Source organism: Planktothrix rubescens CCAP 1459/22 (assembly GCA_904830895.1).
Lineage (GTDB): Bacteria > Cyanobacteriota > Cyanobacteriia > Cyanobacteriales > Microcoleaceae > Planktothrix > Planktothrix agardhii.
Window position 1 is genome coordinate 3,169,739 of record LR882958.1, and the last position, 14,393, is coordinate 3,184,131.

The window sequence follows — 14,393 nt, forward strand, 5'->3', positions numbered from 1 at the left end:
ATTTCCCTACAAACGGATAATCAAATGATGAGTAACTCGTCATTATCATACCTTAAAAATGGGTCGCCCGGGGCTCGAACCCGGAACAAATCGGTTAAAAGCCGAGTACTCTACCATTGAGTTAGCGACCCGCGCGTTTTGTACTTTTCCCACGCACAGTTTCTAATAGTAACACAACACTTTCGGGTTGACAAGGGGTTTCTCAAAAAAATGTTGCATTCAGGTGGACGAGCATCTCACAACTGGCTCCGGGCTTGAGATAGGTCAATAATTTTCCCGTATTCATCGCATTGCGGGGGGCTGTCCAAGGTTCCAAACAATAGTAATCTTTGCCCTTGACTGTCCAATAGACCACACTAGAATAGGCATAACTATAGCCCATAATAATTTTAGAGCGACGACTGTGATCAATGGTGGTGGTGGCTAACCCGGTGAGGGGATTAAACAGACCGTCTATTTCCTCCTCCAATGGATCAAACCGCCCCGTAAACACATGGTTTTTCTGGGTGCGTTGATCTCGATACTGCATCGCCGGAATTTCAAAAGCCAATTGCTCCTTATCTCCCGCTAGGAAATAAGGATGTAACCCCGTGGAAAAGGGCATGGTCTGGGCGGGTAGACTATCGGTTGTCCCGCAGAGGTTCGTATAACGTTGGAAAATTTGTAAAGAGTTACCTTTGAGGGTATAGGTAAACTCCACTTCAAAATCAAAGGGATAAACGGAACGGGTTTGGGGATTACTTGTCAAGACCAAGGTAATCGCAGCCCCCTGATTTGTCGCCTGTTGTGCTACTGTCCAGGGCAAATTTCGAGCAAAACCATGTTGTTTGAGGGTATACTTTTGACCCTGATAGGTGTAGGTATCATCGGGTAAATTCCCACAAATGGGGAATAAAATCGGGATTCCGCCCCGTACCGTTAACTCAGGATTAGCAAACCGTTCACTATCTAAATACAGTAAATCCTGACCCTCGACTTGCCAACGGGTAATGATTCCGCCCCGTTCGGGTACAACTTCTAGGCTCGACTGGGTAGCCGGGTCAGACAGGACGTAGGTTTTATATTGTTGATGGGGTTTCAGTGCGATCGCAAACACAGTAATAGTTAGGAATAAATAAACTTTGGACAGGTAAACAAATTCACTCAGTGGGTGACCGTTAGGATCTTAGCCTATGACTTGATCAAGCTCTCGATGTTTCAAAGGAAGATCAATTTCAGCATGAGATCCCGTGCTCACAGATTGCTGTTTAGGAATAGCAATTTGAAACGAAATTGGGGAGTTGGAACCCCTATAACTTTGGGTGCTAGGGACGGGAGCCTGGGGAAAAGAAGGAAGGGAGATAAACGGATCTTTAATAAAAGGTTGATCAATATAGGGTTTGAGGTCATCCTGGGTTTCCGTTTTAGTTTCTAATTTAGGGGGTAAGGGGGATTCAGTCTGTGACATAGACCCCGACCCCTCAGAAACTGGAGACTGCATGGGTTCGGAGAACAGTGTTTTCGGGGGTTCCGATGGGACTATCTCCGTCGCAGTAGGTGGACTTTCTGGCTTAGGTTCCGTCACTAAGGGTAAAGTCGGTTCGGTTAAGGCTGCATCCACCTGTTTAATCTGTCGTTGGGGGGTGTCTAAGACGACGGAGGACTGCATGGGCTGATCAAAAATTTGTGAGAGTCGCCCCACCCGTTTAATAATATCCTCGCCTTTTTTAGTTGATATCACCTTAGCTTGATATTGGGTCACTTCTACTGGTAAAAACTCGACCTTCATTTGATGGTTAGCATTTAGGGCAACTCTAAGCACAGCAGTTTCATAGTCCGCGCGACTATTTCCCCCAAAAATAAAATTCCCCAGGGAGTAAACAATCGGCCGACCTTTATAAATTTCTGCACCCTGTAGGGTATGGGGATGATGACCAATCACCACATCGGCTCCTTGATCAATGGTAAATCGGGCCAGGTCAATTTGCCAGTCCCCCGGATATTCCGCCAGTTCTACGCCCCAATGGTAGTTAACCACCACCCAATCCACCTGATCTCGAATGGCTTTAATATCGGCGGCTACCCGCTCATCATAACGGGGATTGGTTCCGGCTAAACTCTCAGTAGCAGCATGAAAGTCGGCATCGTAATAGCCTAAATAGGCAATTCGTTGACCTTTAACTTCAATAATCGTGGGCCGACGAGCTTCTTTAATATCTCGACCTGCCCCCACCGTTTTAATCCCAGCTTGGTCTAAAGTTGCGATGGTTTCCACTAGCCCCGGTTCCTCATAGTCCATCGTATGATTATTAGCGAGATTGACAATATCAATCCCCCCTTCTGTTAATACTTTTACGGATTCTGGATCGGCTTTAAAATTAAATTGTTTGTTAGGACGGCGTAGGGTAGAACGGGTGAGGGGATTTTCTAAATTCACCATAGCCACATCGGCATCCTGATATTCGGGGAGTTGGGCAAAGGGTAGGGAGTAGTTCGTCCCAATCACATCTTCAAAGTGATCGGACAGGGTGACATCTCCCCCAAATACTAAAGTCACCGTAGGATCTTGGGGATTTTTGACTTGTTCCTGTTGTACCACTGGAACTACTTCTAAGGCGGCTTGCACGGTATCATGGCGTTTTGGTGGCGGTGCGACCATCACTACCTTTTCTTGAGGGTTGGATAGGGGGAGTTGTTGGGCGTTAACTTCGTAGTAACTCACCCAACAGCCCAATACAAAGGCAGAAACGGCCGAACCCATCATAAACATTAACCGCAGGGTTTTAAATTTAATCCCGTCCAGATTTAACCACCGTCGGTATGCTTGTCCTTTGCTTCGATAAACTTGATTGGCTGGAGTCACTAGCCGTACCGATTGTTTCCAGAGAATCTCCCCATCTCCTTGATACCGGGCGGCAATTTTTACTCCTTCTAGGTTAGGGGCGTTGAGTTTCCACAGCAAGTGACAGATAAACTTAACAATGCCCTCATTCATGGCTTCCTGTTGAAATTCAACCAGGACGGGTAAACAGCCTTTATGATCGGGGGGCGCGACTCTCGCTGAGATCCCTTCAGGTCTGAGATAGGTATTAATTAAATCGCTAATTGCCCTTAGGTCTCCAGTCCGGGCTAATTCAAAAATAGAAGGTTGACCTAAATATTCTGCATAAACCATAAAAATACTATCCTCTCCCTATAGAAATTTTGCTTGCGGTTCAGTTTAATATAAAGATCACCTTAACCCTGACCCTAGCGAGTCGTTGATCATTAGATTTTATCAAAAATGGTAGCCATAGGAATAGATTTAGGAATTTCTAGTCTACCTACAACATCTATTCGTAACTACTAATCAAATAGTGGCTACAGGCTTCTAATATAGGATAAACTCTCAGGTTGCACCCTGCCGCCAACATCCAGAATAATTAGGTTAGGGAATACAGCTTAAAGTTTTGGTTAGGGTTTGGATTGAGTTCGATTTGACACTCCCACGGGTGAACCGCGTTGGATTCTCCTGTCTAGCCCCGATTGCTCGGTATTCATGGAGTTGCCCCCTACTGTTTCCAGAATTGCTTCACAGCAATATTAGAGGAGAGTACGAGACTCTGAGGAATGCCAAGTACCTCGTCCCAATTGACGGCACACGACTATTACAGTCTTTGGCTCTGCCAAGATTTTTCGGAGCTTTCTGTAGTCAACAGGGATAATCACAGTGGTTGCCTTTTTCTCGCCATTGACAACTTGTTTTTAAGGAGGTCAGAACATCTGACCAGATAAGCGAGGAACATCCTTGCTATACTCTGATAATAGAGTCTTAAATAGAGTATGTCAAGGGAAAAGAAAATTCAGTTTAATGTTAACGAGAAAGAATATGAACGTCTCAAAAGTCATGCTGAATCAGAAGGATTATCAATGGCTGAAGTTCTTAGGGATTACATTAAAACCCTCACACCCCCTTTAGGGGGTCGCACTACATCCCACGACTGAAGTGCGTGGGCTTTGTGCGAGGTTGTTGTAAGATCAATCCTTCATATCCTAAACGGAAATCTTCGGTCGTAATCGAAATTTCTTTCGGATCAGTTAACCCTTGGCGACGATAGCGACGGATGGCTTCTAAGGCGGCTTGATTACTTAATAATGCTAAATCTGCCCCATTCCAACCTTCAGTTTCCGTTGCCCAATTTGTTAAATTAATATCAACTAAAGGACGGTTTTTATTATGAACTTTCAGGATCGCTAAACGACTATTAATATCGGGTAAATCGACTTTTAATTGTAAATCTAATCTTCCCGATCTCAAGAGGGCTGGATCGATAGCTTCGGGGCGATTTGTTGCCCCAATTAATAAGACTTCAGAACTATTTTGTAACCCGTCTAATTCCGTTAATAATTGCCCTACAACGCGATCGCTTACCCCTGAATCTCCCAGATAAGCCCCACGAATCGGAGCTAAACTATCAATTTCATCAATAAAAATAACACAGGGAGAGGCTTGTCTGGCTTTCGCAAATAATTCTCGAACAGCGGCTTCGGCGGCTCCTACCCAACGGGTTAATAATTCCGGCCCATTCACCGCAATAAAATTAGCCCTAGATTGGGATGCGATCGCTTTTGCTAATAAGGTTTTACCCGTTCCGGGTGGCCCCCAAAGTAAGATTCCACGGGGGGCTTTGGCTCCGGTTTGTTGATATAATTCCGGGTAAAGTAACTGACCTTCTACGGAATCCTGTAAGGTTTGTTTAATACTCTCTAAACCGCCAATTTCTTCCCATGAAATATTAGGATTTTCCACTTCTACCGACCGCAAAACTGAAGGCTTAATTTCCGTTAAAGCGGTGATAAAATCCTGTTGATTAATATATAATTGATCGGGAACGGTCGCTTCTAAAGAGGGAACCTGACGACGTAAAGCGGTATAGGCGGCGGCTTGACAAGTAGCTTTTAAATCTGCCCCGACAAATCCCACAGATAAATCGGCAATTTCTTCTAAATTAACTGTTTTTAAGGGCATGGATTGTGTTAGAATAGTAAGGATTTCTAAGCGCCCATTTCTATCAGGAACTCGAAAGCGAATTTCTTTATCAAATCTGCCCGGACGTCGTAGGGCTGGGTCAATAGCATCGGGGCGATTTGTTGAGGCTAAAACAATCACTCCTGGGGTTTTGGCAAAACCATCCATTAAGCCTAATAATTGAGCCACTAATCGTTTTTCCACTTCCCCTTCCACTTGGGAACGATGGGGGGCTAAACTATCAATTTCATCAATAAAAATAATACAAGGGGCTGATTTCGCGGCTTTCTCAAAAATTTGTCTTAATTTGGCTTCCGCTTCCCCATAATATTTGCCCATAACTTCCGGGCCGACAATAGCAATATAACTGACTCCTAATTCTTCTGCAAAAGCCCTGGCGGTTAGGGTTTTACCCGTTCCTGGGGGCCCGACAAATAATACGCCGCGAGGGGGTTCTAGGCCTAATTTTGCTAACAATTCAGGACGTTTTAAAGGCAATTCTACTAATTCTCGTAATTGTTGAATCACATCTCCTAACCCCCCCACTTCTGAAATATTGCATGGGAGATGGAAATTTTGAGGGGAAAAATTAGGGGTTTCTGAGGGGGTTTCCACCGATGGAGGAGTAATAATTACAGAACGGAATTCTGTATTGTTTTTTGGTATATTCCCCTGTCTAGGAATACTGGTACGAGAACCGATTTGTACGTTGGTTTTAATTTCTCCACTTTTGATTTTTTCATCTAAGGTTTTTGCTAGTTCAAATAATTGATCAAACCCATCAAATAAATTAGTCATTTTAAAACCTGATTAAAAAATAGGATTACGGGCGGATTTATTCAAGTTAATTATAACTAAAAAAAATAATCAAAACCACCATAAAACTGTTATAGTGCGTAGCACTCGGGAACAGGGAACAGTAAGCAGTGAAAGGGTTTCAGGAATAAAAAGTGTCTTAACTGTAATGCGTAGCGCTATATAATCTTCGGAGCGCATCTAAATTGGGTATTTGACAAAAACTAATCCAGTAAACCACTCGTGGTAAAGTCTGTTCCCTGTTCCCTGTTCCCAATTCCCAGCTATCATTATTTTTAACTTGAAATCCGACCCGCGCGTTTTGTACTTTTCTCACGCACAACTTCTAATAGTAACACAACACTTTGGGGTTGGCAAGGGGTTTCTTAAAAAAATGTTGCGTTCAGGTGAACGAGCATCTCACAAATGGCTCCAGGCTTGAGATAGGTCAATAATTTTCCCGTATTCATCGCATTTAGTTTCTAATTTAGGGGGTAAGGGGGATTCAGTCTGTGACATAGACCCCGACCCATCAGAAACCAAGGATTTCAAACATTAGTCCCCGGATATTCCGCCAGTTCTACGCCCCAATGGTAGTTAACCACCACCCAATCCACCTGATCTCGAATGGCTTTAATATCGGCGGCTACCCGCTCATCATAACGGGGATTGGTTCCGGCTAAACTCTCAGTAGCAGCATGAAAGTCGGCATCGTAATAGCCTAAATAGGCAATTCGTTTTCCCCATAATATTTGCCCATAACTTCTGGGCCGACAATAGCAATATAACTGACTCCTAATTCTTCTGCAAAAGCCCTGGCGGTTAGGGTTTTACCCGTTCCGGGTGGGCCAACAAATAATACGCCACGGGGGGGTTCTAAGCCTAATTTTGGTAACAATTCAGGACGTTTTATAGGATTACGGGCGGATTTATTTAAGTTAATTATAACTAAAAAAAATAATTAAAACCACCCATAAAACTGTTATAGTGCTACCCACTAGGGAACAGGGAACAGGGAACAGTAAGCAGTGAAAGGGTTTCAGGAATAAAAAGTGTCCTAACTGTAATGCGTAGCGCTATATAATCTTCGGAGCGCATCTAAATTGGGTATTTGACAAAAACTAATCCAGCAAACCACTTGTGGTAAAGTCTGTTCCCTGTTCCCAATTCCCAGCTATCATTATTTTTAACTTGAAATCCGATCTAAAGCCCGTCTTCCTCCCCAACGTTCTACTATTTTATCATCATAATCATCGGCAATTTCTAACACTGCATTAACTGAGGCTTCTAGTTCTAATTTATCACAAGTAGAACCAACAATAGTATGCTCAAAAATAATATCCCCGTGTTCATCAATCCCAAAAGCTCCAAACCTCATAATATTATTTTCTCGTAGGAGAAAATGTAATAAATCTGGAGAAAGTTCTACATCTGTCACCACATAAGACCGAGCATTAATAATGGCATCATCTTTTTCCCAAGGGAATACAAATACCTCAACTAATGCTGAACCCATGACCATTGCTAATCCGGGTACGTCTTCTCTAGCACAAGGAAATTTGCCATATAATTCTCTCATCCAGGTGGCAATTTTGTTATAACAGGCTTCTTGGATTGCGGTTTGAAATTGCATTTTTAGCATTCTCCCTGAACTTTTTCCTCAGTTTTAACATCTTTGGGGTCACTAGAAACAGAGTTTGTATTATTTCTCAACACGCTGAAACTCGGTTACACTAAAAATAGTGAATCTGAAGTTGAGTTTGATTGGAGGGTAAACCATGGATGAAATTGCAATCACTAATGCTAAATTAATTGCTCAAGTGATTACTGTGTTAGGTTCATTGGGCTTTTTCTTTGCCACGTTTCAAGCGTTGAAACAATTGGAAAAATAGGATTTAGGACGCGCTCTGGCGCGTTCTGATTTTTTAGGTAGACTGAAATTGGAATCCATTCTCATCAGCATAACGATTTAAAAACCGCATGACTCGCTCAAAAATGTCTTCTGAGTATACTTCAAAGTAACATTCAACCTTAGAAAGATCCTCATTTTCTGCATAGAAGAACTTGACATTGCTGGGGGTAACTTTGATTTGTCCTTCTTCATCGCGTAACCACAAATTAGTGATTTGTTTCCGATAGGCTCTTAGTCTTTCTATCGCTTGAAGACGCTCAAATAGCAAGACCACAATTTTAGTTTTGGAGTCTTTGCGTTTCCGCAGACTAATCCCGCTAATTTCTTCATCTAATCCATCAATAAACTGTACAGAGGTTGTCATGATTTTTCCTCTCTGCTTTTCCTTGATTTTATCCTATTTTTAGGAAAACCTCAACTCTTTTCTAGTTTTAGGGGATATTTTGCCCTCGAATTGCTGCATCCACTTGTTTAAAAAGTTCTGCTGGGGTTGAAGAATTGTATAAAATTATATCTGCTTGTTTACATTTTTCTGCTAAAGACATTTGGCTATTAATTTTAGCTTCAGCTTCTTCGGTGGTTAAAAGTCGACCAAAATTAATTTTTTCTCTTTCTATTAACCTCAAATATTGCTGTTCAAGAGGACAATAGACAACCCAAATTTCCGTGACTAAATCCGTCATTTGCGATTCAAATAATAACGGAATCACTAAAACCCCGTCAGCGTAAGGGTTGCCATCGGGATTCTGGATTTTTTGAGCTTTTAATTGTTTAATATTGTTAACAAAACAATGGCGCACAAAGGGGTGTATCTGTTGCTCTAGCCAGGTTCGCTCCGATGAGTCTGAGAAAATCAGACTAGCCAATTTCTGCCGATTTAAGTTACCATTATAAAGTAGAATATCCCTCCCATAGCGGTCAACAATTTGTTTGAGAACAGGTGAACCGGGTTCCACTGCCTCTCTCGCATATAAATCCGCGTCCCAAATGGGGAGTCGGTAGGTCGTGATAAGATAGTTGGATACGGTCGTTTTTCCGCTTCCTATCCCTCCGGTAAGACCAATTAAACGCATAATCCTGTTTTTAAATCTATAATACTATTCATAATAGTAATAGAAATAGTCTATCTGGGTGGCTTCTGTAAAAAATAAATAGTAGATTCCCTTTCGGTAATTGTTTATTCAAGGCATAAACCCTTATGCAGCCTGGACGTTTTGTTAAGTTAATTTTCATCTCCCTACCTTTAACTGGATTTTGGACGGTGGGGATGGGTGATTTCCCTAATTTTTTGAGTAATAATCTTAAAATTAGTTTTCCCATAAATCAAGTTTTAGCCCAATCAATTGTTCCCGAACCTAATAGTACAAATACCCTGACTAATTCCGTTAATAATCGTGTGGATATTACCGGAGGTCAACAGTCGGGAGATGGGAGAAATTTATTTCATAGTTTTACACAATTTAATGTGCCGCCGGGTCAGATTGCTAATTTTGTTTCTAATAATTCCATTCAAAATATTTTTAGCCGTGTCGTGGGCGGACAACCTTCCTTAATTGAAGGGTTAATTAAAGTGACCGGAGGCAATTCTAACCTATTTATTTTAAATCCCTCTGGAATTATTTTTGGGTCGGAAGCACGTTTAGATGTTCCGGGTGCATTTACCGCCACAACCGCTACAGGTATAGGATTTAATTCCGGTTTATTTAATAGCTTAAATTCTAATGATTATAATAGCCTTTCAGGGGAACCCAATAGTTTTCTTTTCTCCACATCCAACCCGGGTAATATTGTTAATTCTGGAGAACTTACGGTTTCCCAAGGACAAACCTTAACCTTAATTGGGGGAAACGTTATTAATACCGGAACATTGAATGCACCCGCAGGACAAATTACCATTGCAGCTATTGAAGGAAATAATTTAGTTAGAATTAGTCAAACCGGATATTTACTCAACTTAGAAATTGAAACCGTTACCCCCAGTCTTGAGAATAATGAATCCGTAATTAGTCCCCTAGACTTACCCAAATTATTGACAGGAAATTCACAAAATAATCAAGCCTCTAGTGTTAATATTTTATCCGATGGAAGCGTAGAATTAACTAATTCTAATACACCATTTTCTCCTCAAGGCGGGGGGGCTTTAATTTCTGGTTTTTTGAATACCAGAAATACCAATTTTAACTCATCTTCATCAAATCTTCCTCAAGTTAATATTATTGGCAATAATATTCATTTATTTAATTCGGAAATTGATGCTTCTGGTGTGAATGGAGGCGGAATCGTCCGAATTGGAAGTAATTATCAAGAAAATAGTCTTTTGCCCACGGCTTCCCGCACATTAATTAATGATCAATCTACGATTATAGCCGATGGCTTAACCGATGGAAATGGGGGACGAATAATTATTGGAGCCAAAGATTCAACCGAATTTTTTGGGAATATTAGTGCCCAAGGATTTTCTAATCCTAACACAACTGAAAGATTGGGAGGATTTGCCACTATTTTTAGTCAAAATAATCTAAATATAGCTGGAAATATTAACCTAAAAACAACTAATTCAATTCCTGGGAATTTAATAATTAATGCACCGGAAATAAACATCGGTAATCAAGATAAAACCCAAGAAAATATTAACCTATCCCAGCAAACTTTAGAAAATCTTGCCCTAACAGCAAATGTATTTATAGAAGCAAAAAATAGTATTAATATTGGCAACCTAACTGACAATAAATTAAACTTTCCGGCTACCACTGGAACCTTAACTTTTACCGCCGATGCAGATAAATCTGGGAGTGGTAATTTTACTATAAATTCAGGAAATACTCTCCAGACTTCCGGCGCTGCAATTGTAATTACCGGGGTGAATTTACTCACGGGAGATATTATTACCCAAGGGGGAAATTTAGACCTAACAACAACCAATAATGGGGGGATTCGGACTGAAAACCTATCGACTTCTGCGAATACCCAAGGCGGGAATATAACCCTTAAAAGCGACCGAGATATTATTACTAATACCCTCTCAACCCGCGCGATGGGAAATGGCACTGGAGGTAATATATATCTTAACGCATCAAACCGCATTCAAACTAACAGTATTAATACCTCTAGTAGTAGTAAATCGGGAGATATTACCTTCACAAGTTTACGGGGAGATATTATTTTAGAGGGAAATTCTTATAGTATTGATGCGACTTCTAGTGAAGGTTCGGGGGGGAATATTTTAGTTAATACTCCTCGAACTTTAACAACAGATTTAATTGATACAAGAGGCAAAGAAACCGGAGGAAATATTATTCTGAATGCTGAGTTAAAAGTTGAAACTAAAGGACTACGAACCGGAACATTTGATCATTTAGAACCCGCCACAGGAAATATTGAAATTACCAGTGATGAAATTAATTTCACCGGGGGTGAAAACTCAATTCAAGGTCAAGGTCAAATTGTCTTACAACCCGCAACGGTGGCTCAAGATATTGAAATCGCAGGTCAAGACAATAACTCGGAACTCACATTAAATTTAACCTCTCGTGATTTAAACAGTTTAGAAAATGGATTTAAAGAAATTATTATCGGAGGAAATCAAGGAAACGGAACTATTTTTATCGCTGGAAATATTGCATTCAAAGATCCCGTTATCATCCAATCTCCCCAAGGTATAATTGCTAGTGGAATACCATTTCGAGAACAATTTTATACCGTTACTGGTTTAGATAATGCCAGTTTAAAACTATCGGCATTAGAAAATATTACCTTGGGCAACCTACTCACAAACGGTGGTAATATTTCGATTACCAGTGAATCTGGAACTATTTATACTGAACAGTTATCAACGGGAAATTCTGGCTCTGCTACAATTAATTTAACCGGAACAGAAGTAAATTTATTAGGAGGACTAAATTCTGTTCAGGGTTCAGGAGTTCTAATTTTACAACCTAGTCGGAACACCCAAGCTATGACATTAGGGGGAACAGAAAATGCCTCTAGTTTTGATATGAGTAGTCGGGATTTAGAAACCTTAACGAATGGATTTAGTCAAATTAGAATTGGCCGAGTAGATAGTACAAATACCTTAAATTTATACGGAGATTTTACGGTTTATGATCCGCTTAATTTACAAGCACAATCTATTATTGGAACTGGTCGAATTACGGGAGTTGATAATAGCTCAGTCACCTTAACCGCCGGATCAAATATTTTAATTGGAGATATTATGACCCAAGGGGGAACCATTCAACTCACCAGTTCTCAAGGAGAAATTCGGACAGGATCTTTACAATTATTATCAGAAAATCAAAGAAGTGGCAATATTAATATATCGGCATTAGGTCAGATTGAAACGGGAGAAATTCGTGCTATTGCCCAGGATAATAGCAATAAAAATAGTAATGTTTTATTAAATAGTCAAGATATTAATTTAATCAGTCGAAATGGGGGAATCAGAGTCAACGGTCAGATTTTTAATTCATCCTTAGTGGGCGACTCCATCGCTATTGAATTATTAGCAAATAGAAACATCACCACCGGAGATATTAAAGCCTATCGAGGAATTAATTTGAATAGTACGACGGGAATAATACAGTCAGGAAACATAAATTCAGCCGGAATTAGAGGGGGAGGAAATATTTTTATCATTGCAGGTTCTAGCATTAATACTGGACGAATTAACGCTAGTTCTTCCGATGGAAAAAGTGGCAATATTTCATTAAATGCTGGTCAAGATATTGATGTAGTTTCCCTGCGGGGGGAAGGAGAAACTCAAGGCGGCGATATTGGAATTTCAACTCATGGATTATTTAGAGCCACGGGAATTTTTAATAGTCGTAATCAAATCAACGCCAGTATTTCCAGCGTAGGAGGAGAAAAAGGTGGTTCGATTGTTATTCAACAAGGAGGCGACCATTGTAGCACTGCTGAATGTGGTAATATTCCTTTTTCCGTGGGAAATCCCCTTTTAAATGGGACGGCTGGAGCAATTACTGATGGCAATTTGGTGAGTCTTTTACCTACTAATAATTCTTCCTCAAATTCTAATCAATCAACCGGAGAAACCCAGACTATTATTAATCAAATTAATTCCGAATTAAAAGGGACGAATCAAGAAACCCAAACCTCAACCATACCCCCTAAAACCGAGAATACCACACCTGTTTTAACCGATTTAACATCGGATGCTGTACTAGAAAATACCTCGGATATTTCATCTAATCCCAACGAACCCTTAGAAACCCCTATTATTCCCCTCAATACTCCCACCATTCCAATGGATCAAATTGCTTCCGGTTCCGTGATTTCCTCCTTGGCTCAAATTGATACATTTCGAGGAATTGAATTTTCTAACTATTTAGGTTCAAACTCAAATAATACAACCCTTACGGATCAAAGTATTCGTAAAACCTTAAATGAAATCTATAAATTAACCGGATATAAAACCGCCATTATCTATGTATCCAGTCAATCGAATCAATTAGAATTAAGGTTGATTTTACCCGATGGACAACCGATATTTAAAAGTATTCCAGTTCCGCGAGAAACGGTATTAAAAACCGCTAGAACTTTTTCTAATCAAATTCGTTCGCCCGAAAATTTAGAAGATACCCGCTATAAAGAAAATGGCAAACAATTATATAAATGGTTAATTGAACCTCTGGAAAGCCAATTAGAAGCCGAGGGAATTAATACCCTAGTCTTTTCAATGGATACGGGATTAAGAACCCTACCCTTAGCCGCCTTATATGATGGGAAACAATTTTTATTAGAACGCTATAGTTTAGGACTAATTCCTAGTTTAAGTTTAACAGATACTCGCTATGTTAATATTAAAAACTCTAAAGTATTAGCAATGGGAGCCTCTAATTTTCCCCATTCAAATCAACTCCCTCTACCCGCAGTCCCGATGGAATTAGACTTAATTATTAATCATAACAATTGGCAAGGAAAATCATTTTTGAACGAGAATTTTACCGTTGACAATCTTACATCTCAGCGCAGTCAAAATCAATTTTCAATTGTGCATTTAGCCACCCATGGAGAATTTCAAACCGGAGGGTCTGACCAATCTTATATTCAATTTTGGGATCAAAAATTACGGTTAAATCAACTCAGAAACCTCAAGTTAAATCAACCCCCTGTAGAATTATTGGTTTTGAGTGCTTGTACAACAGCCGTAGGGGATGAAAAAGCGGAATTAGGGTTTGCAGGGTTAGCGGTTCAAGCCGGGGTTAAATCGGCTTTAGCTAGTTTATGGTATGTTAGTGATGCGGGAACTTTAGGGTTAATGAATACCTTTTATCAAGCCCTATCAACCAGTCCGATTAAAGCAGAAGCCCTACGACAAGCTCAACTCGGAATGTTACAGGGAAAAGTTCGTTTAGAACAGGGTTATTTAATCAATGAAACTGGAACTAATACCGCTAAAATTCCCCTTCCTCCAGAAATTGCTTCCCGGGGAAATGTTAATTTATCTCATCCTTTTTATTGGGCGGGTTTTACTTTAATTGGTAGTCCTTGGTAACAGTATTATAACAGTTCATAGTTGACTCAGCGTAATATTCTGATTAGTTTGATTTGTTGGCAATATTATATCATAAAATAGTTTGAGATTACTGTCAAAAAATCCTTGATCCGGTGCATAAATAATACCTGATAAATTTTTAGCTAAATAAGATTCTAAACAATCTAATTTTCAACATTCTTAAA

The 14,393-nt window shown here is 40.2% G+C and carries 8 protein-coding genes, 1 tRNA gene and 2 pseudogenes; 2 read left to right on the plus strand and 9 right to left on the minus strand.

The genetic code is table 11. From position 1 onward, the window contains the following. Positions 1–59: 59 nt before the first annotated feature. The 3 genes from NMG86_RS14870 to NMG86_RS14880 form a co-directional block, all read right to left on the minus strand. Positions 60–131 (minus strand) — tRNA-Lys (locus tag NMG86_RS14870). Positions 132–202: 71 nt separating this feature from the next. Then, positions 203–1,096, minus strand: a complete 894-nt coding sequence (locus NMG86_RS14875) for an aldose epimerase family protein (RefSeq protein ID WP_026786306.1) — start codon at positions 1,094–1,096, stop codon at positions 203–205. 69 nt (positions 1,097–1,165) lie between these two features. Next, the gene (locus NMG86_RS14880; protein ID WP_052338742.1) at positions 1,166–3,154 is read right to left on the minus strand and encodes a CapA family protein; all 1,989 of its coding nucleotides are present in this window, start codon (positions 3,152–3,154) and stop codon (positions 1,166–1,168) included. 647 nt (positions 3,155–3,801) lie between these two features. On the opposite strand from NMG86_RS14880, the gene NMG86_RS14885 reads away from it, so the two are divergent. Further along, positions 3,802–3,963, plus strand: a complete 162-nt coding sequence (locus tag NMG86_RS14885) for a ribbon-helix-helix protein, CopG family (RefSeq protein WP_144018149.1) — start codon at positions 3,802–3,804, stop codon at positions 3,961–3,963. Here NMG86_RS14885 and NMG86_RS14890 read toward each other — a convergent pair. From NMG86_RS14890 to coaE, 6 genes and pseudogenes are all read right to left on the minus strand, one after another. After that, positions 3,947–5,785 (minus strand): AAA family ATPase, encoded by a 1,839-nt coding sequence (locus NMG86_RS14890; RefSeq protein ID WP_026786305.1) that lies wholly within the window; start codon positions 5,783–5,785, stop codon positions 3,947–3,949. The genes NMG86_RS14885 and NMG86_RS14890 overlap by 17 nt on opposite strands. Positions 5,786–6,342: 557 nt before the next feature. After that, positions 6,343–6,525, minus strand: a pseudogene (locus NMG86_RS14895) (CapA family protein); the annotation flags it as partial. Then, a pseudogene (locus NMG86_RS14900) lies at positions 6,516–6,698 on the minus strand (AAA family ATPase); the annotation flags it as partial. The pseudogenes NMG86_RS14895 and NMG86_RS14900, both read right to left, overlap by 10 nt. Before the next feature lie 270 nt (positions 6,699–6,968). Next, the gene (locus tag NMG86_RS14905) at positions 6,969–7,415 is read right to left on the minus strand and encodes a T3SS (YopN, CesT) and YbjN peptide-binding chaperone 1 (RefSeq protein ID WP_026786304.1); all 447 of its coding nucleotides are present in this window, start codon (positions 7,413–7,415) and stop codon (positions 6,969–6,971) included. Between the two features lie 292 nt (positions 7,416–7,707). Next, positions 7,708–8,058, minus strand: a complete 351-nt coding sequence (gene psb28 / locus NMG86_RS14910; protein ID WP_026786303.1) for a photosystem II reaction center protein Psb28 — start codon at positions 8,056–8,058, stop codon at positions 7,708–7,710. Between the two features lie 67 nt (positions 8,059–8,125). Further along, positions 8,126–8,767: a dephospho-CoA kinase gene (gene coaE, locus NMG86_RS14915; RefSeq protein ID WP_026786302.1), complete on the minus strand. Its 642-nt coding sequence runs from the start codon at positions 8,765–8,767 to the stop codon at positions 8,126–8,128. A gap of 125 nt (positions 8,768–8,892) precedes the next feature. Here coaE and NMG86_RS14920 point away from each other — a divergent pair, with 125 nt between their 5' ends. After that, on the plus strand, positions 8,893–14,208 hold the full coding sequence (locus NMG86_RS14920; RefSeq protein WP_052338743.1) for a CHAT domain-containing protein: 5,316 nt from the start codon (positions 8,893–8,895) through the stop codon (positions 14,206–14,208). Positions 14,209–14,393 lie beyond the last annotated feature (185 nt).